Genomic DNA, 19,885 nt, shown 5'->3' with positions numbered 1-19,885 from the left:
AACGGGTGAACGGGGTTCGAGGTCGCGGTTCAGCTCGGGACTGCGGATTCGTCGGCGGTCGCGCAGTGCCCGCGCCCCTCCGGGGCGCTGATCAACCCCCGATCTGAATGCCGGCCATCCTTTTCCACTCGTACGCACCCGTCGTCACCTTCGCCGCGAACTCGCCGTCGAAGGACTCGTGGACGGTGATGCCGGACTTCTCGACGGCCTTCTCGGCGATCTCGGTGCTCGGTGCCACCAGGTCGCCCCAGCCGCCGTCCTCGCCGACGAGGACGATGCGGGCGCCGCGCTCGCCGATGTGGGCCACCTGGCCCTCGGCGCCGCCGTGGGCCTTCGCGAAAGCGCTGATCTGGTGGGCGAGCCGGGACACCTTGCGCTCGGCCCGCGCGTCAACCTGCTGCGTGTCTGCCATGGCCAGGATGCTACTCGCGGGTAGATCGGCTGGCGAGAGCGGGGCTCTGTGACCTGCGCCCGATGGGTGTCAGTGCAGGAACGGGTCCACGGCGATCGCCACGAACAGCAGCGACACATAGGTGATCGACCAGTGGAACAGCCGCATCTCCTTCAGCTTCACGCCCGTGACCTCGGCCTTGGCCCGGTTCTGCAGCGCGTGGGCCTCCCACAGCCACCAGCCGCCGGCAGCCAGCGCGACGGCCGTGTAGAACCAGCCGGTGTAGCCGAGCGGGGTGAGGAGCAGGGAGACGGCGACCATCACCCAGCTGTAGATGACGATCTGCCGGGCGACGACCTTGTTGGAGGCGATGACCGGGAGCATCGGCACGCCCACGCGCGCGTAGTCGTCCTTCACCTTCATGGACAGCGGCCAGTAGTGCGGCGGGGTCCAGAAGAAGATCACCATGAACAGGATGACGGGCGCCCAGGAGAGCGAGTTCGTCACGGCCGACCAGCCGATGAGCACGGGCATGCAGCCCGCGATGCCACCCCACACGATGTTCTGCGACGTACGCCGCTTGAGGATCATCGTGTAGACGACGACGTAGAAGAGGAGTGCGCCGAGCGAGAGCCAGGCGGACAGCCAGTTCACGGTGAGGCCGAACAGGAGCGTCGAGACGACGGCCAGGCTGATGCCGAAGACCAGGCACTCGCGCGGGCTGACCATGCCGGTCACCAGCGGCCGCTGCGAGGTGCGGTCCATCAGGGCGTCGATGTCCCGGTCGATGTACATGTTCAGCGCGTTGGCGCCGCCCGCCGAGAGGTAGCCGCCGACGCAGGTCAGCAGGACCAGCCCGAGGTCGGGCACGCCCTGCTGCGCCAGGAACATCACCGGAACGGTGGTGATCAGCAGCAGCTCGATGATCCGCGGCTTGGTCAGCGCCACGAACGCCTTGACACGGGCCCCGAACGGCCGGTGAACCGGGCCCTGGCTCGCAGCACCGAGCGAGCCCGCTGGACGGGATTCGACGGCCGTCACGCACACCCCTGACAGAGACATCCCAGCGAGCCTCCCCGTGTGAACTCGGGGTAAAGGGCTCGCGCGTACCACGCCACTTTAGACGTTGCCCATACCCCGCCCTTCGCGGGGGTGGGGTCGTGTTGGCGCACGCCCCATAAGAGGGGACCTGGCACTCGATTGAGCGCTCAGATGACCACCTCCGTATTCATGTGCCAAATGGCGCGTTCGGCCAGTCGGGAGGCGGATCCAATGGACTCCCGGCAGTCTGGAAACACTCGAAAAAATGCACGTCCTCACAGGGGTAGGCTCGGCAGCGGCCGGCGGGCAGAAGCACGCCGGCGGCCGGGTGGGCGCATGCCCCGCAGACCGGCGACCGACATGTGGAGAGGAGCCCTGACCCAGGGTGAGCACCAAGCCGACCACCACAGACCTTGAGTGGACCGAGCTGGACCAGCGGGCCGTGGACACCGCCCGTGTCCTGGCCGCCGACGCCGTACAGAAGGTCGGCAACGGCCATCCCGGTACGGCGATGAGCCTGGCCCCGGCCGCCTACACCCTCTTCCAGAAGGTGATGCGGCACGACCCGGCCGACCCGGAGTGGGTCGGGCGCGACCGCTTCGTGCTGTCCGCCGGCCACTCGTCCCTGACCCTCTACACCCAGCTCTACCTGGCCGGCTTCGGTCTGGAGCTGCAGGACCTGGAGTCCTTCCGCACCTGGGGTTCGAAGACCCCGGGCCACCCGGAGTACGGGCACACCAAGGGTGTCGAGACCACGACCGGTCCGCTCGGCCAGGGCGTCGCCAACGCGGTGGGCATGGCGATGGCCGCCCGCTACGAGCGCGGCCTGTTCGACCCTCAGGCGCCGGTCGGCGAGTCCCCCTTCGACCACTTCGTCTACTGCATCGCCGGTGACGGCTGTCTGCAGGAGGGCATCTCCGCCGAGGCCTCCTCGCTGGCCGGTCACCAGAAGCTCGGCAACCTGATCCTGCTGTGGGACGACAACCACATCTCGATCGAGGGCGACACCGAGACCGCCGTCTCCGAGGACACCGTCAAGCGCTACGAGGCCTACGGCTGGCACGTGCAGCGCGTGGAGGCCCAGGACAACGGCGACCTGGACCCGCAGGCGATCTTCGCCGCGATCGAGAAGGCCAAGGCGGTCACCGACCGGCCCTCCTTCATCGCCATGCGCTCGATCATCGCCTGGCCGGCCCCGAACGCCCAGAACACCGAGGCCGCGCACGGCTCGGCGCTGGGCGAGGAGGAGGTCGCGGCCACCAAGCGCGTCCTGGGCTTCGACCCGGAGCAGCACTTCGCCGTCGAGGACGAGGTGATCGCCCACACCCGGCAGGCGCTGGAGCGCGGCGCGCAGGCGAAGGCCGAGTGGGAGAAGTCCCTGCAGCAGTGGCGGGACGCCAACCCCGAGCGTGCCGCCGAGTTCGACCGCATCAGCCGGGGCGAGCTCCCCACCGGCTGGGAGGAGAAGATCCCGGTCTTCGAGCCGGGCAAGGGTGTGGCGACGCGTGCCGCCTCCGGCAAGGTGCTGCAGGCGCTCGGCGCGGTGATCCCCGAGCTGTGGGGCGGCTCCGCCGACCTCGCCGGGTCGAACAACACGACCATCGACAAGGACAGCTCCTTCCTTCCCGAGGGCAACCCGCTGCCGGAGGCCGACCCGTACGGCCGCACGATCCACTTCGGCATCCGCGAGCACTCGATGGGCGCCGAGATGAACGGCATCGCGCTGCACGGCAACACCCGTGTCTACGGCGGTACGTTCCTCGTCTTCTCCGACTACATGCGCAACGCGGTGCGCCTGTCGGCCCTGATGCACCTGCCGGTGACCTACGTGTGGACGCACGACTCCATCGGCCTCGGCGAGGACGGCCCCACCCACCAGCCGGTCGAGCACCTGGCCTCGCTGCGCGCCATCCCCGGCCTGAACATCGTGCGCCCGGCGGACGCCAACGAGACCGCGATCGCCTGGCGCGAGATCCTCAAGCGGTACACCAAGGAGTTCGGCAAGGGCCAGCCGCACGGTCTGGCGCTCACCCGCCAGGGCGTGCCGGCCTACGAGCCCAACGAGGACGCGGCCAAGGGTGGCTATGTCCTGTTCGAGGCCGAGGGCGGCGAGCCGCAGGTGATCCTGATCGCCACCGGTTCCGAGGTGCACGTGGCCGTGGAGGCGCGTGAGCAGCTGCAGGCCGAGGGCGTTCCGACGCGGGTCGTGTCGATGCCGTCGGTCGAGTGGTTCGAGGAGCAGGACCAGGGGTACCGGGACTCCGTGCTCCCGCCGTCCGTCCGGGCCCGTGTGGCCGTGGAGGCGGGCATCGGGCTGACCTGGTACCGGTACGTCGGGGACGCCGGCCGCATCGTTTCCCTGGAGCACTTCGGTGCTTCCGCCGATGGCAAGGTGCTCTTCCGGGAGTTCGGCTTCACTGCCGAGAACGTGGCCGCCAAGGCCCGGGAATCCCTCGCCGCCGCCCAGCGCTGACGCTCATATACGACACGTAGGAGATGTAATTCCATGACAGACGCACTCAAGCGCCTCTCCGAGGAAGGCGTCGCGATCTGGCTGGACGACCTGTCGCGCAAGCGGATCACGTCCGGCAACCTCGCCGAGCTGATCGACCAGCAGCACGTCGTGGGCGTCACCACCAACCCGACGATCTTCCAGAAGGCGATCAGCGGCGGCGACGGCTACGAGCAGCAGGTCACCGACCTCGCGGCCCGCAAGGTCACCGTCGAAGAGGCCATCCGCATGATCACCACGGCGGACGTCCGCGACGCCGCCGACATCCTGCGCCCGGTCTACGACGCCACCGGCGGCAAGGACGGCCGGGTCTCCATCGAGGTCGACCCGCGCCTCGCGCACAACACCAGGGCCACCGTCGCCGAGGCCAAGCAGCTGGCGTGGCTGGTGGACCGCCCCAACACGCTGATCAAGATCCCGGCCACCCAGGCGGGTCTGCCGGCGATCACCGAGACGATCGGCCTCGGCATCAGCGTCAACGTCACCCTGATCTTCTCCCTGGAGCGCTACCGGGCGGTCATGGACGCCTACCTCTCCGGCCTGGAGAAGGCCAAGGAGCGCGGCCTGGACCTCTCGCTGATCCACTCCGTGGCGTCCTTCTTCGTGTCCCGCGTGGACACCGAGATCGACAAGCGCCTGGACGGCATCGGCACCGACGAGGCCAAGGCGCTGCGCGGCAAAGCCGCCGTCGCCAACGCGCGCCTGGCCTACCAGGCGTACGAGGAGGTCTTCTCCACCGAGCGCTGGAGCGCGCTGGAGAACGCGGGCGCCAACAAGCAGCGTCCGCTGTGGGCGTCGACCGGCGTGAAGGACCCGGCCTACCCGGACACCCTGTACGTCACCGAGCTGGTCGCCCCGAACACGGTCAACACCATGCCGGAGGCCACGCTGGAGGCCACCGAGGACCACGGCGAGATCAGCGGCGACACCGTCGCCGGCACCTACGAGCAGGCGCGTGCCGACCTCGACGCGCTGGAGAAGCTCGGCATCTCGTACGACGACGTCGTGCAGGTGCTGGAGGACGAGGGCGTCGAGAAGTTCGAGGCGTCCTGGATCGACCTGCTGAAGTCCACCCAGGCGGAGCTCGAGCGCCTCGCCCCTTCGGAGGGCTGAGTTGTCACCCCTTTCCGGTTCCGGAGCGAACCCGCTTCGTGACCCGGCCGACCGACGGCTCCCGCGCATCGCGGGGCCGTCGGGCCTGGTCATCTTCGGGGTCACGGGCGACCTGTCCCGCAAGAAGCTGATGCCCGCGGTGTACGACCTCGCCAACCGGGGTCTGCTGCCGCCGGGCTTCTCGCTGGTGGGCTTCGCCCGCCGCGAGTGGGCGAACGAGGACTTCGCGCAGGAGGTCCACGACGCCGTCAAGGCGCACGCCCGTACGCCGTTCCGCGAGGAGGTCTGGCAGCAGCTCATCCAGGGGATGCGCTTCGTCCAGGGCACCTTCGACGACGACGACGCGTTCGAGCGGCTGCGCTCCACCATCGAGGAGCTGGACAAGGCCCAGGGAACGGGCGGCAACTTCGCCTTCTACCTGTCGGTGCCGCCGCGCTCCTTCCCGGTGGTCATCCAGCAGCTGAAGAAGCACGGTCTCGCCGAGCAGTCGGGCGGTTCCTGGCGGCGCGCGGTCATCGAGAAGCCGTTCGGCCACGACCTGAAGTCGGCCGAGGAGCTGAACAAGGTCGTGCACGAGGTGTTCTCGTCGGACCAGGTGTTCCGGATCGACCACTACCTCGGCAAGGAGACCGTCCAGAACATCCTGGCGCTGCGCTTCGCCAACACGATGTTCGAGCCGATCTGGAACCGGTCCTTCGTGGACCACGTGCAGATCACCATGGCCGAGGACATCGGCATCGGCGGCCGGGCCGGCTACTACGACGGCATCGGCGCCGCCCGTGACGTCATCCAGAACCACCTGCTCCAGCTCATGGCGCTGACCGCCATGGAGGAGCCCGCCTCCTTCGACGCCGACGCGCTGGCCGCGGAGAAGGAGAAGGTGCTCGGCGCGGTACGGCTGCCCAAGGACCTGGGCCGCAGCACCGTGCGCGGGCAGTACGCGGCCGGCTGGCAGGGCGGCGAGAAGGTCACCGGCTACCTCGAAGAGGAGGGCATCGACCCGAAGTCGAAGACCGACACCTACGCGGCGATCAAGCTGGAGATCGACAACCGCCGCTGGGCGGGCGTCCCCTTCTACCTGCGCACCGGCAAGCGGCTGGGGCGCCGGGTCACCGAGATCGCCGTCGTCTTCCAGCGGGCCCCGCACTCCCCCTTCGACACCACGGCGACGGAGGAACTGGGCCAGAACGCGATCGTGATCCGCGTCCAGCCGGACGAGGGCGTCACGGTCCGGTTCGGCTCGAAGGTGCCGGGCACCTCGATGGAGATCCGGGACGTCTCCATGGACTTCGCCTACGGCGAGTCCTTCACGGAGTCCAGCCCGGAGGCGTACGAGCGCCTGATCCTGGACGTGCTGCTCGGCGACGCCAACCTCTTCCCGCGCACGGAGGAGGTCGAGCTGTCCTGGAAGATCCTCGACCCGATCGAGCAGTACTGGGACAAGCACGGCAGGCCCGCGCAGTACAAGTCGGGCACCTGGGGCCCCGCCGAGGCGGACGAGATGCTCGCACGAGACGGACGGAGCTGGCGCCGGCCATGAAGATAGACCTGACCGACACCACCGCCGGCGACATCAACAAGGCGCTCGTGCAGGGCCGCCGGGCCATCGGCACCCCCGCCGTCGGCATGGTCCTGACCCTCGTCATCGTCACCGACGAGGAGAACGCCTACGACGCGCTGAAGGCCGCCAACGACGCCTCGCGCGAGCACCCCTCGCGCACGCTGGTGGTCATCAAGCGGGTCTCCCGCACCCCGCGCGACCGCACGTCCTCGCGTCTCGACGCCGAGGTGCGGGTGGGCGCGGACGCGGGCACCGGCGAGACGGTCGTACTGCGGCTGTACGGCGAGGTCGTCGAGCACGCCGACTCGGTGGTGCTGCCGCTGCTGCTGCCGGACGCGCCGGTGGTCGTGTGGTGGCCGGTGAACGCCCCGCTGGACCCGGCACAGGACCCGCTGGGCGCGCTCGCCCAGCGCCGGGTCACCGACACCTATGCCGCCGAGCAGCCGGTGCGGGAGCTGTCCGCCCGCGCCGCGGCCTACACGCCCGGCGACACCGACCTGTCCTGGACCCGGATCACGCCGTGGCGCTCGATGCTCGCGGCGGCCCTGGACCAGGTCACCTGTGAGGTGACCGGCGTCGAGGTGGAGGGCGAGGAGTTCAACCCGAGCTGCGAGCTGCTGGCGATGTGGCTCGCGGACCGGCTGGAGGTGCCCGTGAAGCGGTCGCTGTCGGGCGGCCCGGGTCTCACCGCGGTCCGCATGGACACGAGCTGCGGTCCGATCGTCCTCGACCGCGCGGACGGCACGCTGGCCACGCTGTCCATCGAGGGCCAGCCGGCCCGCGCGGTGGCGCTGAAGCGGCGGGAGACCGCCGAGCTGATCGCGGAGGAGCTGCGCCGGCTCGACCCGGACGACACCTACGCGTCGGCGCTGCGCTACGGCGTGGAGCGGCTGAACACGGTTCCGGAACAGCAGCCGGCGGCGAGCGGGCCGGCGGCCGGGCCGGAGCCCGTGGAGGAAGCGGCCAAGGCGCCCGCGAAGAAGGCGGCCGCCAAGGCCGCGAAGAAGGCACCGGCGAGGAAGGCGGCGGCGAAGTGAGCACTCCGCAGCTGGTCGTCCACCGCGACAAGGAACTGATGGCGCAGGCCGCCGCGGCCCGCCTGATCACGAAGATCGTGGACGCGCAGGCCTCCCGGGGCACCGCGTCCGTGGTCCTCACGGGCGGCCGCAACGGCAACGGCCTGCTGGCCGCGCTGGCGGCGGCCCCGGCCCGGGACGCCATCGACTGGGCGCGTCTGGACCTGTGGTGGGGGGACGAGCGCTACCTCCCCGAGGGCGACCCCGAGCGCAATGTCACGCAGGCTCGCGCGGCCCTGCTCGACTCGGTCCCGCTGGCCCCGGAGCGCGTGCACGCCATGCCCGCCTCCGACGGCCCGTACGGCAAGGACGTCGACGCGGCGGCGGAAGCGTACGCCGCGGAGCTGGCGAAGACGGCCGGCCCCGAGAACCACGGTTCGGTGCCCACCTTCGACGTCCTGATGCTGGGCGTCGGCCCGGACACCCACGTGGCCTCCCTGTTCCCGGAGCACCCCGGCGTCCGGGAGACGGAACGCACGGTGATCGGCGTCCACGGTGCCCCCAAGCCCCCGCCGACCCGGATCTCGCTCACCCTCCCGGCGATCCGCTCGGCCCGCGAGGTCTGGCTCCTCGCGGCCGGTGAGGACAAGGCGGAGGCCGCGGCCATCGCCCTGTCGGGCGCGGGCGAGATCCAGGCCCCGGCGGCAGGGGCGCACGGCCGCTCGCGCACCCTGTGGCTGCTGGACTCGGCGGCGGCCTCGCAGCTGCCGAGGTCGCTGTATCCGCCGGCTTCGCCGTGAACCGGTGAACCACTGAGGTCCCCCCTCGACCAGCAACCGGGCTTCACATTTTCTGCACGAAATATCCGTGCAATGCTCAACTTCTGTGTAAGCTCCTGGCGCTGTACACCGCACCACTGAGGGGGGACCTCATGCGTATACGCTTCGCGCTGGCCACCGCCGTCACGGCCGGCACGCTCACCGTCGTCATCACGGCTCCGGCCCAGGCCACCGAGTACTCCTCCGCCCTGAAGATCAAGGGCGTCCAGTACGACGCGCCGGGACGGGACTCCAACAACTGCCGTACGGGCAACACCCGGGACGAGTACCTGACGATCAAGAACTACTCCCGCAGCACGACCGTCAACCTCAAGGGCTACGTCGTCAAGGACGCCGCCGGGAACCGGTTCACGTTCCCCTCGAACCACTACCTCGAGCCCGGCGACTACGTGAAGCTGCGCGGCGGCCACGGCACCGACTCGGACGCGAACAACGTCGTCTACCGCCAGAACTGCAACTTCATGTGGAACAACGACAGGGACACCATCTACCTGTTCAAGCCGTCCGGCGCCCACGCGGACACCCACGCCTACACCAAGTCCCGCGACGACCGGGACGGCAACGGCTACATCACCTTCCACGGCTGACGCCGCGCCGTTCCGGGAGGATGACCGTGAATCCGTACAACACCCCGCCCCGACCGGCCGACACCCGTCCGCTGCACCGGCGCAAGCGCGTGTGGGCCGCCGCGATCGCCCTGTTCGCCGCGGGTGCCATCGGCGGAACCCAGTCGGCGCACGACGAGGCGGCCGCGAAGGCGACACCGGCGGCGCGACCGACCGTGACCGTCACCGCGACGGCCACCGAGAGCGCGCCTCCGGAACCGGCGCCGACGGTCACCAGGACCAGGACCGTCCGCACGCCCGGACCGACCGTCACCGTCACCAAGGCCGCCTCCGGCACCGTGCGCAGTGACGACACCGGCAGCAGCGGCAGCGGCACCTGCTCCATCGTCTCCAACGCGGGCAACTGCTACCGGGCGGGCCAGTTCTGCCGCGGCGGCGACCACGGGGCGACGACCACCGACGCGGCCGGCACGACGATCACGTGCTCCTACAGCGGCAGCGCCTGGCGCTGGACGTACGCGTGAGACCGGCGGGCTCGGTCACTTGACCGAGCCCGCCATCACGCCCTGGACGAAGTGCCGCTGGAAGGCGAAGAACACCACCACCGGCACGATCAGGGACAGGAAGGCGCCCGGGGCCAGGACGTCGATGTTGCTGCCGAACTGCCGGATCTGGGACTGGAGTTCCACGGTCAGCGGCTGGGAGGAGCTGTCGGCGAAGAGGAGGGCGACCAGCATGTCGTTCCAGACCCAGAGGAACTGGAAGATGGCGAGCGAGGCGATCGCGGGCCGGCCCACGGGCAGGACCAGGCGGGTGAAGATGCGCCACTCGCTGCCGCCGTCCATCCGCGCCGCCTCCAGCATCTCCTTCGGCATCTCCGCGAAGTAGTTGCGGAGCAGGAACACCGCGAACGGCAGCCCGTACGCCACGTGGAAGAGGACGACCCCGGGGATCGTGCCGAACAGGCCCAGCGCGCCGAAGAGCTTGGCCACCGGCAGCAGACCGATCTGCACCGGCACCACCAACAGGGCCACCACCAGCAGGAAGAGGGGCTCGCGCAGCGGGAAGTCCAGCCAGGCGAAGGCGTATCCGGCGAGGGCGGCGATGACCACGACGAGCGTCGTGGCCGGCACCGAGATCAGCACCGTGTTCCAGAAGGCCTGCGTCATGCCGGAGTTCTTCAGCAGCGCCGCGTAGTTGTCGAAGGACAGCTGGCCGGGACTGGTGAACGCCGTCCACCAGCCGCCCTTCGCGGTGTCCTGCGCCGAGCGCAGGGAGGACACGAAGAGGCCTGCGAGCGGGGTCAGCCAGACCAGGCCGATCACCACCAGGAAGGCCTGCACCAGGCCGTTGCCCAGGCCCCGCCTGATCGCGTTCATCGCTGACTCCTCATCGTTGACTGTTGCGGAAGCGGCGGACGTTGAAGACCATCGCCGGGATCACCAGGAGCAGGAGCAGCACGCCCAGCGCGCTGCCCAGGCCCTGGTTGTTGCCGCCGCCGAAGGACACGAGCCACATCTGGGTGGCGAGCACCGTGGCGTCCTCCTGCACCGGCCCGGGCGCGATGATGTAGACGAGGTCGAAGACCTTCATCACGTTGATGACGAGGGTCACGAAGACCACGGTGAGGACGGGCGCCAGCAGCGGGACCGTGATCCGGCGGAAGATCTGCCACTCGTTCGCGCCGTCCATCCGGGCCGCCTCCAGCGCGTCCCGCGGCAGGGTCGCGAGGCCCGCGCCGATCAGCACCATCGCGAAGCCGGTCCAGATCCACAGGTAGGCGCCGATGATGGCCGGGGTGACGAGGGCCGGGCCGAGCCAGGAGACGCCCTGGTAGGGCGGGGCGAAGTTGGACGCCGGGAGCTTCACCGTGTACGAGCCCGCGCGCAGCCCGGTGAAGCGGAAGGAGCCGTCGGCCGCGGTGGTCGCGCTCGCGGCCGTTCGCCCGTCGCGCACCGCCTCGACCTTCATGCCGGGCAGTCCGCTCTCCTTCGGGTCGACCCTGCCCTGCCTGCCTCCCCCGCCCGGGGTGAAGTCCAGGTAGACGACACCGCGCAGCTCGCCGGGTGCCGCCGTGCGGGCGGCCGCCGCCGCAGCGGGCTCGGCCCCCTTGGGCAGGTCCTTGGGCAGCACGCCGACCATCGGAAGCGTCACCGAGTGGCCGGCGGCGGCGGTCGTGCGGTACGAGCCGTCCCCGTCCTGGGTCAGCAGGCCCGGGCGGCCGCGTGCCGTCGGGTAGGACGACGTGCCCTCGAAGGCGTCGTGGACGGAGACCACGGCCGCGTTCAGCACGCCCTTGTTGGGGTCCTCGTCGTAGGCGAGCCGGAAGACGATGCCGGCGGCGAGGAAGGACACCGCCATCGGCATGAACAGCAGGAGCTTGAAGGCGGTCGCCCAGCGGACCTTCTCGACCAGGACGGCGAGGATCAGGCCGAGCCCGGTGAGCAGGGCCGGGGCCACGACGACCCAGATGGTGGTGTTGCGGATGGCCTTCAGGGTGGCCGGGTCGCGGAACATCTCGGTGTAGTTGTCACCGCCGACGAACCGGGTGCCGGAGGCGTCGAAGAAGCTGCGGCCGACGGAGAACAGCACCGGGTAGACGACGAGCGCGCCGAGCAGGAGCAGCGCGGGGAAGACGAAGAGCAGGGCGATCAGCCGGGCGCGCCGCCGGCCGCGGCGCCCGCGCGCCGCGCCGGCGGCGGCCTGCGGGCCCGCCTGCTGTTTCACGACAGTGGTGGCGGTCATGGTGCTGCCGCTCAGCCCTGGTAGGCCTTGGCCGCCGCGGCTTCCAGCTTCGCCGCGGTGCCCTTCGGGTCGGACGGGTCGCGCAGGAAGTCCTGGAGCAGCTTCCACTCGCCGGCGCCCTTGGTGCCGCCGAAGGCCGCGGGGGCCTGGTCGGACATGTCGAAGCGGACCGAGTCGCCCGCGTCGATCAGGGACTTGGCGGTGGCACGGGTGACGTCGTCGCCGTAGGAGGCGGGGTCGAGCTTCTTGTTCGGGGAAAGGAAGCCGCCCGCCTTCGCCCACACGGCAGCGGCCTCGGGGGTGGCCAGGTACTCCAGGAGCTTCATGCCGGCCTTGGCGTTCTTGCCGTCCTTGAGGACGACCGCCGCGTCACCGCCGCTGACGACCGGTGCCGTGCCGCCGTCGACGGCCGGGAACGGGAAGAAGTTCGCGTCCTTGCCGATGGCCTTGCCGAACTGGTCGTGCGCGACCCCGGCCACGAAGTCGCCCTCGTAGACCATGCCGGCCTCGGGCTTGGGTCCGAACACCTTCTCCACCGAGCTGGGGAAGTCGGTGTTCAGGGCCTCCTTCTGGCCGCCCGCGATCAGCTGCTTGTCCTTGAACAGTTTGCCGAGCGTCCCCAGCGCCTTGACCACGCTCGCGTCGGTCCACTTCAGCTTGTGCGCGGCGAGGGCGTCGTACTTCTCGGGTCCGGCCTGGGACAGGTAGATGTTCTCGAACCAGTCGGTCAGGGTCCAGCCGTCCTCACCGGCGACGGAGAAGGCGGCGAGCCCGGAGTCGGAGACGGTGTGCCCGGCCTTCAGCATCTCGTCGTACGTCTTCGGCGGCTTGACCCCGGCCTGGGTGAGCGCGTCGGGGCTGTACCAGACGGTCGACTTGTGGGCGGCCTTGAAGTACAGGCCGTACAGGGTGCCGTCGACGCTGCCGTACTTCTTCCACACGGGCGCGTAGTCGGCGCTGATCGTCGCCTGCGCCGTCGGCGACAGCGGCTTGAGCCAGCCCTTCTTGGCGAACTGGTCCAGGACGCCGACCTGCGGGACCATCACGACGTCGGGCGCGTTGCCGCCCTCGATCTTGCTGCCGACGACCGTGGAGACGTTGTCGCCGGTGGAGACGAACTGGGTCTTGGCGCCGGTCTTCGCGGTGAAGGCGTCCAGCACCTTCTGGAAGTTCTTCTGTTCGCTGCCGGTCCAGACGCCGGCCACGGTGACGGTCTGGCCGCTGAGCGCCTTGTCACCGCCGCCGGCCGAGACGGGGCCGCCGCCGCAGGCGGTCGCGCCGAGGGCGAGAGTGAGGGCGGTGCAGCTCGTGAGCAGGGTGGTACGTCGTCGCATCATCGTCGATGTCCCTTCAAGAGGCGGTTGATCACAGGTCGCTGAGCCACCAGGCGGCCGTGGCGCCGGGCAGGACGCCCGCCGGACAGGGGCCGCTGGAGAGCAGGGGGGTGCCGGAGACCGGGGCGGGCGTGGGGGCCGTACCGAAGTTGACGGCGCAGACCAGGCCGTCGCCGCGGGTGAACGCGAGGACGCCGGGCGGGGTGTCCAGCCACTGGAGCGTGCCCTCGCCCAACTGGGGCAGGGATCGCCGCAGTTGGAGACCGTCGCGGTACAGGTGCCAGAAGGAGCGGGTGTCGGCGAGGGCGCGGTCGGTGGCGTACTCGGCGAAGTAGTCCGGCTGCGGCAGCCAGGGCTTGGCGCCCTCCACGCCGGAGGTGAAGCCGAACGGGGAGGCCTGTCCGGACCAGGGCAGCGGCACCCGGCAGCCGTCACGGATCCGGGCACGGCTGCCGGTGCGGCGGAATATCGGGTCGGTGAGGACGTCGTCGGGCAGGTCGACGACCTCGGGCAGGCCCAGTTCCTCGCCCTGGTAGATGTACGCGGCTCCGGGCAGCGCCAGCATCAGCAGCGCGGCGGCGCGGGCACGGGCGGCGCCGAGGCCGCTGCCTTCGGGGGCGGGTTCGCCGTAGCGGGTGACGGTGCGGACCTGGTCGTGGTTGTTGAGGACCCAGGTGACCGTGGAGCCGGTGCCGGCGATGTCCTGCATGGCCTCGGAGATGACCTTGCGGAAGGCGTCGGCGTCCCAGGCGGCGCCGAGCAGGTCGAAGAAGAAGGCCTGGTGGAGTTCGTCCGGGCGGACGTACAGGGCGTGTTCGCGGGCGGTGGGCACGGAGACCTCGCCGACGAGGAGGCGTTCGCGGCCGTCCCGGTCCGTGTACTCCTCGCATGTCGCGCGCCACCGCCGCCACACCGCGTGCACCTCGGGCTGGTTCCAGGCGAGCGGGTTGACCGAGTCGCGGGTGCGGGCGTCGGCCTCCGGGTCGTCGGAGTCGGGCAGTTCGGGGTGCTTGTAGAGACCGGCGGCGACGTCGATGCGGAAGCCGTCGACACCCCGGTCGAGCCAGAAGCGCAGGACGCGGTCGAACTCGGCGGCGACCTCGGGGGTGCGCCAGTTCCAGTCGGGCTGCTCGGGCGTGAACATGTGCAGGTACCACTGGCCGTCGGCGACCCGGGTCCAGGCGGGGCCGCCGAACATGGCGTGCCAGTTGTTGGGCGGCTCGCTGCCGTCCGGGCCGCGGCCGTCGGCGAAGTGGAAGCGGGCGCGGGCCGGGCTGCCGGGCGCGCTGTCGAGCGCCTCGCGGAACCACGGGTGCTCGCTGGAGCAGTGGTTGGGGACGATGTCCAGGAGCACCTTGATGCCGAGCCGCCGGGCGGCCGCCATCAGCAGGTCGAACTCGGCGAGGTCGCCGAAGAGCGGGTCGACCCCGCAGTAGTCGGCCACGTCGTAGCCGTGGTCGTGCTGGGGCGAGGGGTAGAACGGGCTCAGCCAGATCCCGTCGACGCCCAGCTTCTTCAGATACGGCAGCCCGGCCCGGACGCCGGCCAGATCGCCGATGCCGTCGCCGGTGCTGTCGAGGAAGCTGCGGACGTAGACCTGGTAGATCACCGCGTCACGCCACCAGTGGTACTTACTCAGCATGCATGCATGTTAGGTAGGCGTGTCGCGAAGGTGTCAACGAAAAGAACGCAGGCTACTGGTGAGTTGGCTGCGCAAAACTGGACTTAGAGGGGCATCGCGCACCGAGATGAGATCTGCGCGTTACCTAACAAGTAACTATCGGCGGGCGATCGCGTCGAGCTCGCGCGCGAGCCGCTGCACGGCCTGCTCGGGGGTCTCCCGGCCGGTGAGCGCGTCCTGCATCACCGCCTGCACGACCAGGCTGACCTGGTCGTAGTGCGGGCTCTTGGGGCGCGGCGCGGCGGTGAGCACGGCGGTGCGCAGGGTCGGCAGGTAGGGGAACTGCCTGATGAGCGCGGGATCTTCGTAGAGCGCGGCCCGTACGGGCGGCAGCGCGCCCCGGGTGAGCACCTGACGCTGGACGGGCGCGCTGGTGAGGTACGCGATCAGACGGGCGGCCGAACCGGGGTGCCGGGCATGGGAGTTCACGGCGAGGTTGGAGCCGCCGAGGACGCTGGTCCCCGGCCCGTGGGGTCCGGGCAGCGGTACGGCGCCGATCTTCCCGGCGACCCTGGAGCCCCTGGCGGAGGCGACGGCGTAGGCGTAGGGCCAGTTGCGCAGGAAGAGCAGCCTGCCGTCCTGGAAGGCCTGCTTGGACTCCTCCTCCTTGTACGTCAGCGCCGCCTTCGGTATCCAGCCCTCGCGCACACCGCGGGCGAGGAAGCCGATGCCCTCGCGGGCGGCGGAGGAGTCCACGGTGACCCGGGTGCCCTCGTCGCCGAGGATCGTGCCGCCCGCCGAGTAGACGGCCTCGGCCGCGTTCACGGTGAGGCCCTCGTAGGGCAGGAACTGGCCCGCGTAGCCGCCGAGGTGGTACTTGGGCGCGATGGTCTTCGCGTCGTGCTCCAGCTCGGCCCAGGTGCGCGGCGGCGGCACGCCCTCCTTGGCGAGAATGTCCTTGCGATACAGGAGAAGTCCGGCATTCGTGACGTACGGGACCGCATACAGCCGGCCGTCGTAGGTGGCCGTGTCCACGACCGGCGGCAGGAAGCTCTTCAGCGGGAAGGGGTCGCGCGGCAGCGGGCGGATCCAGCCCGCCGCCGCGAACTCCGAGGTCCAGTTGACGTCGATGTTGAGGACGTCGAAGCGGCCCCGGTCGCCGCCGCGCAGGTCGGTGGTCATCTGCGCATGGGTCTCGTCGGCGGAGTCGGGCAGCTCGACGAGGGTGACCTTCTCGCCGGGGTGGGTGCGGTTCCAGCCCTGGAGCAGCGGGGCGAGATAGCCGGTGAGGTCGCCGGCGGTGGCCAGGGTAAGGGGGCCGCGGCCGTCGCCCGCGCCCTCGCCGGCACGGGCGCCGGAGGCGACGTACCCGGTCATGATCACGGCGAGAACGAGGAGGCCCCTACCGGCGGCGCGTATCCACCGCATAGGTTCCTCCTTGAACACATACACACGGCTCCGGGCACCCTCGCCCGGGAGTCAGAGGCCATGTATACCTGTTAGGTATGGGCGATACTAGGGCCTGGAGCACATTGTGAGCAGACAGGAGGACAGCACGAGTGCGCCTGCCCCTCCTGGCACTCCTCGCCCGTGGCCCGGCCCACGGCTACGAGCTGAAGCAGGACCTTGAGCAACTGCTGGGCTCCGCGTACCCTCAGCCCAACGTCGGCCAGATCTACGTCACCCTCGGCCGCCTCGAGAAGTCGGGACTGATCGAGGGCGAGGACGTCGAGCAGGCCGGCCGGCCCAACAAGAAGGTCTACCACCTCACCGACGCCGGGCGGGAGGCGCTGCACGCCTGGTTCGAGGAGACCGAGGACGAGCCGCGGGTGCGGGACGAGTTCTTCATGAAGCTCGCCCTCGCCCCGCAGACCGGTCTCACCGATCAGATAGCCCTCATCAACAAGCAGCGGCGTCAGTACCTCAACACCATGCGCAACCTGTCGAAACTGGCCGCGGCCGAGAACCGGGACAACCGCATCGCCCATCTGCTCATCGAGGGCGCGATGCTGCATCTGCAGGCCGACCTCGACTGGCTGGAACGGTGCCAGGAGGAACTGGAGGACCTTCAGTGAGCACCGACGGCACTCCGGTGCTGCGCGCCGAGGGTCTGGTGAAGACCCACCACGGCGAGGGCGCTCCCGCGCATGCCGTGCGCGGGGTCGATCTGTCGGTGGCGCGGGGCGAGTTCGTGGCGATCACCGGCCCGTCGGGCGCGGGCAAGTCCACCCTGCTGCACCTGCTCGGCGGACTGCAGCGGCCGGACGAGGGCAGCATCTGGCTGGACGGCCGGTGCACGGACTCCTTCAGCGAGGCGCGCTGGGCGGTGGAGCGCCGCAGGGCCATCGGGATCGTGTTCCAGTTCTTCAACCTGGTGTCGAACCTCTCGGTCGCCGACAACGTCGAGCTGCCCGCCCTGCTCGCCGGCGTCCCGCCGAGGAAGGCGCGCGCCGAGCGTGAGGAACTGCTGGCCGAGCTGGGGCTCACGGGCAAGGAGCGCAGCATGCCGGGCGAACTGTCCGGCGGCGAACAGCAGCGGGTCGCGCTCGCCCGGGCCCTGGTCAACCATCCGCCGCTGCTGCTGGCCGACGAGCCCGCCGGCAGCCTGGACAGCAAGGGCACGCGCGAGGTGATGCGGCTGCTGTCCCGCTTCCACGGACGCGGCCAGACGATCGTGCTGGTCACGCATGACGCCCGGCTGGCGAGCGCCGCGGACCGGGTGATCAGCTTCTTCGACGGCCGGATAGCCGACGACGCCGCCCTGGACGGCACCCCGCCGCCCAGGAAGCCGGGGATCTCGGGCGTCCTGGAACTGAGGGACTGACGGTGCTGGACCTCAGGGACGTACGAGCCACCCTGCGCTGGGCGCACTCCGATCTGCGCACCCACCGTGGCGAGGCGCTGTTCCTCGTGCTGGCCACCGCCGGGATCGTCACCTCTCTGCTGCTGGCCACCGCCCTGTTCGGGTACGCGACCAACCCCTGGCAGCGCACCTTCACCCAGGCCCGCGGGGCGCATGTGTGGATCCACACCGTCCCCTCCGCGGACACCGGCAGGCTCGCCCGGCTGGACGGCGTCGAGTCCGTGGCCGGCCCCTACCGCACCGAGTCGGCCACCGTCGCCGTACGTGGCATCCGCGCCTCCGTGGAGCTGCGCGGCACGCCGCGGCTGCCGTCCGTCGGCCGGCCACTGCTCACCGCCGGGCACTGGCTCACCGCCTCCGAACCGGACGGCGTGGTGCTGGAGAGCGGCCTGGCCCGGGCCCTGCTGGCCGAGCCCGGAGACAGCCTCACGCTGCCCGGCACGGCCCGTGCCCTGACCGTCGAGGGCATCGCGGACAGTGCCGAGCCCCGCTACAGCCCGGGCGAGCAGCCGGGGCTGGTGTGGGCCCTGCCCTCCGCCGTGCGCGCCCCCGGCGGCCAGGTGATCGGGCTGCGCCTCGCCGATCCGGGCGACACGGACTACGCGGTGCAGCGTGCCGTCACGGTGCTGGGCGCGGGCGCGGTCGGCGAGGTCTCCACCTGGCAGCAGGCGCGCTCCGCGGCCCAGGGCGACAACCGGCTGCTGGGCCAGGTGCTCGGCCTGTTCGGCCTGGGCGCCCTGATCGCCGCGGGGCTCGCCGTGCACGGGGCGATCGCCACTCGCATCCGCGGGCATCTGCGGGACATCTCCGTGCTGAAGGCGATCGGCTTCACCCCCGGCCAGGTCGTGCGGATCTTCCTGCTCCAGCATCTGGCGTACGCGCTGCTCGGCTCGGTGGCCGCCGCGGCGCTCACCGATGCCCTGGGCCGCGGGATCCCCGGCCGGCTCGGCGACGCCGTGGGGGTGTGGCAGGGGCTGCCGGGCCACACCGTGGCGCTGTTCGTGGTGCCCGTGGGCGCGGTCCTGTTCATCGGCCTGACCACCGGGCTCGCGGCGTGGCGGGCCGGGCGGGTGCCGCCGGTTCCGGTGCCGCGCAAGGCCGCACCGGCCGGCGGCCGGCTGACGGGACTCGCCCGTCGGGCGCTCGGGCTGCGGCTGCCGGCTCCGCTGGTGCTCGGCTGCCACAAGGCGTTCGCGGGGCGCGGCCGGTCGCTGGCCACCGTGGCCCGGCTGACGCTGCCGCTGCTGCTGATCGTGGTGGCGCTCAGCGCCTGGACCACGATCGACCGCTTCCAGGGCAGCCCGGAGCGCATGGGGCTGCCGACGTCCCTGACGGTCCGCTCCGACGGTGCCATGGACACGTCCGCCCTGCGATCCCTGCTCACCGGCGATCACCGGGTGGCCGCCGCCTATCCCGGCGTCGAGGTCGCCGCGCTCGTGCCCGGCCAGACCGGCACCATCGCGCTGCGCGGCGTCGGCACCCAGGCCCAGCCCTACCCCTACGCCCTCGCCGAGGGCCGGGCCGCACGCGGACCGGACGAGGCGGTGGCCGGCCAGGGCCTGCTGGACCTGCTGCACGCCCAGGTCGGTGACTGGGTGCGCATGACCGTGGGCGACCGGCCGCAGATCCTGCACATCGTGGGCCGCAGCATCGAACCGCAGAACGCGGGCCGGGTGGTGACGACCTCCCTGGACACCCTTCGCGAGAACGACCCCGCCCTGACCCCCGCCTTCTACGAACTGCGGCTGCGCCCCGGTGCCGACCCGCAGCGCGTGGCCGCCGCACTGTCCACGGCCGGCCGGGGCCACCTCGACGTGCACCCGGTGGAGAACCCCGCCGACGGCCTGTCGCCCCTGCGCGGAGTCGTCGCCGGGCTGATCGCCGTACTGGCCCTGATCGGGCTGGTCGAGCTGCTCACCGCCATCGGCGGCAGCGTCCGCGAGGGCGAGCGGGACGTGCTGGCGCTGAAGGCGATCGGCATGTCCCCACGGCAGATCACCGCGATCACCGTCACGGCGGCGAGCTGTACGGCCCTGGCCGCGGTGATCGCCGGTACGGCCCTGGGGCTGCCGCTGGCCCGCCGGCTGATCGACGCCCAGGGCAGCTCCAGCGGTATCGGCGCCGGGATCGCCCAGGCCCCGTCGCCCGCGCTGCTGCTCGTGCTGGGCGCGGCCGCGGTGCTCGGGGCGGCGGCGCTGGCTGCGCTGCCCGCGACCCGGGCGGCGCGCAGCCGCCTCGCGGACACGCTGAGCGCGGTGGCCTGAGCCGGGCCCCGGGCAAGCG

17 protein-coding genes are annotated in these 19,885 nt (G+C 71.0%); 10 read left to right on the top strand and 7 right to left on the bottom strand.

Annotated features, from left to right (window positions below; all coding sequences use genetic code 11):
• Positions 1-91 precede the first annotated feature (91 nt).
• A complete protein-coding gene (locus tag ACFYZB_RS04525) occupies positions 92-412 on the bottom strand; it encodes a hypothetical protein (RefSeq protein WP_388754244.1) in 321 nt (106 codons plus the stop codon).
• Positions 413-481: 69 nt separating this feature from the next.
• A complete protein-coding gene (locus tag ACFYZB_RS04520; protein ID WP_388754579.1) occupies positions 482-1,438 on the bottom strand; it encodes a heme o synthase in 957 nt (318 codons plus the stop codon).
• Positions 1,439-1,817: 379 nt separating this feature from the next.
• Between ACFYZB_RS04520 and tkt the strand changes: the two genes are divergently transcribed.
• The 7 genes from tkt (at position 1,818) to ACFYZB_RS04485 (ending at position 9,563) form a co-directional block, all read left to right on the top strand.
• Positions 1,818-3,905 (top strand): transketolase, encoded by a 2,088-nt coding sequence (tkt, locus tag ACFYZB_RS04515; RefSeq protein WP_388754242.1) that lies wholly within the window; start codon positions 1,818-1,820, stop codon positions 3,903-3,905.
• A gap of 33 nt (positions 3,906-3,938) precedes the next feature.
• Positions 3,939-5,057, top strand: coding sequence for a transaldolase (tal, locus tag ACFYZB_RS04510; RefSeq protein WP_388754239.1), 1,119 nt, complete (start codon positions 3,939-3,941; stop codon positions 5,055-5,057).
• A 1-nt stretch (position 5,058) separates the two neighbouring features.
• On the top strand, positions 5,059-6,597 hold the full coding sequence (gene zwf, locus ACFYZB_RS04505) for a glucose-6-phosphate dehydrogenase (protein ID WP_351209403.1): 1,539 nt from the start codon (positions 5,059-5,061) through the stop codon (positions 6,595-6,597).
• Entirely contained in the window at positions 6,594-7,655 is a 1,062-nt protein-coding gene (gene opcA / locus ACFYZB_RS04500; RefSeq protein WP_388754237.1) for a glucose-6-phosphate dehydrogenase assembly protein OpcA, read from the top strand. The genes zwf and opcA overlap by 4 nt, the downstream gene beginning before the upstream one ends.
• A complete protein-coding gene (pgl, locus tag ACFYZB_RS04495) occupies positions 7,652-8,434 on the top strand; it encodes a 6-phosphogluconolactonase (protein ID WP_388754233.1) in 783 nt (260 codons plus the stop codon). Before opcA ends, pgl begins: the two co-directional genes overlap by 4 nt.
• Before the next feature lie 131 nt (positions 8,435-8,565).
• Positions 8,566-9,060 (top strand): lamin tail domain-containing protein, encoded by a 495-nt coding sequence (locus ACFYZB_RS04490; RefSeq protein ID WP_351209400.1) that lies wholly within the window; start codon positions 8,566-8,568, stop codon positions 9,058-9,060.
• 26 nt (positions 9,061-9,086) lie between these two features.
• Complete coding sequence (locus ACFYZB_RS04485; protein ID WP_388754230.1) at positions 9,087-9,563, top strand: hypothetical protein; 477 nt, start codon at positions 9,087-9,089, stop codon at positions 9,561-9,563.
• 15 nt (positions 9,564-9,578) lie between these two features.
• Here ACFYZB_RS04485 and ACFYZB_RS04480 read toward each other — a convergent pair whose 3' ends face one another.
• The 5 genes from ACFYZB_RS04480 to ACFYZB_RS04460 form a co-directional block, all read right to left on the bottom strand.
• Complete coding sequence (locus tag ACFYZB_RS04480; protein WP_388754227.1) at positions 9,579-10,418, bottom strand: carbohydrate ABC transporter permease; 840 nt, start codon at positions 10,416-10,418, stop codon at positions 9,579-9,581.
• Between the two features lie 10 nt (positions 10,419-10,428).
• Positions 10,429-11,784: a carbohydrate ABC transporter permease gene (locus ACFYZB_RS04475; RefSeq protein ID WP_388754224.1), complete on the bottom strand. Its 1,356-nt coding sequence runs from the start codon at positions 11,782-11,784 to the stop codon at positions 10,429-10,431.
• A gap of 11 nt (positions 11,785-11,795) precedes the next feature.
• Positions 11,796-13,121: an ABC transporter substrate-binding protein gene (locus ACFYZB_RS04470; RefSeq protein WP_388754222.1), complete on the bottom strand. Its 1,326-nt coding sequence runs from the start codon at positions 13,119-13,121 to the stop codon at positions 11,796-11,798.
• A gap of 28 nt (positions 13,122-13,149) precedes the next feature.
• Positions 13,150-14,760: a glycoside hydrolase family 13 protein gene (locus ACFYZB_RS04465; RefSeq protein ID WP_388754219.1), complete on the bottom strand. Its 1,611-nt coding sequence runs from the start codon at positions 14,758-14,760 to the stop codon at positions 13,150-13,152.
• Positions 14,761-14,895: 135 nt separating this feature from the next.
• A complete protein-coding gene (locus tag ACFYZB_RS04460; protein WP_388754216.1) occupies positions 14,896-16,167 on the bottom strand; it encodes an ABC transporter substrate-binding protein in 1,272 nt (423 codons plus the stop codon).
• Between the two features lie 131 nt (positions 16,168-16,298).
• On the opposite strand from ACFYZB_RS04460, the gene ACFYZB_RS04455 reads away from it, so the two are divergent.
• From ACFYZB_RS04455 to ACFYZB_RS04445, 3 genes are read left to right on the top strand one after another with little or no spacing between them, the layout of a single operon-like run.
• Positions 16,299-16,814 (top strand): PadR family transcriptional regulator, encoded by a 516-nt coding sequence (locus tag ACFYZB_RS04455; RefSeq protein ID WP_351209393.1) that lies wholly within the window; start codon positions 16,299-16,301, stop codon positions 16,812-16,814.
• Positions 16,772-17,563, top strand: coding sequence for an ABC transporter ATP-binding protein (locus tag ACFYZB_RS04450; protein WP_388754576.1), 792 nt, complete (start codon positions 16,772-16,774; stop codon positions 17,561-17,563). The genes ACFYZB_RS04455 and ACFYZB_RS04450 overlap by 43 nt, the downstream gene beginning before the upstream one ends.
• A gap of 2 nt (positions 17,564-17,565) precedes the next feature.
• Positions 17,566-19,866, top strand: coding sequence for an ABC transporter permease (locus ACFYZB_RS04445; RefSeq protein ID WP_388754213.1), 2,301 nt, complete (start codon positions 17,566-17,568; stop codon positions 19,864-19,866).
• Positions 19,867-19,885 lie beyond the last annotated feature (19 nt).

Source organism: Streptomyces sp. NPDC001852, from assembly GCF_042891825.1.
Classification (GTDB): Bacteria; Actinomycetota; Actinomycetes; order Streptomycetales; family Streptomycetaceae; genus Streptomyces.
This window is presented reverse-complemented; position numbering and strand designations above follow the sequence as displayed.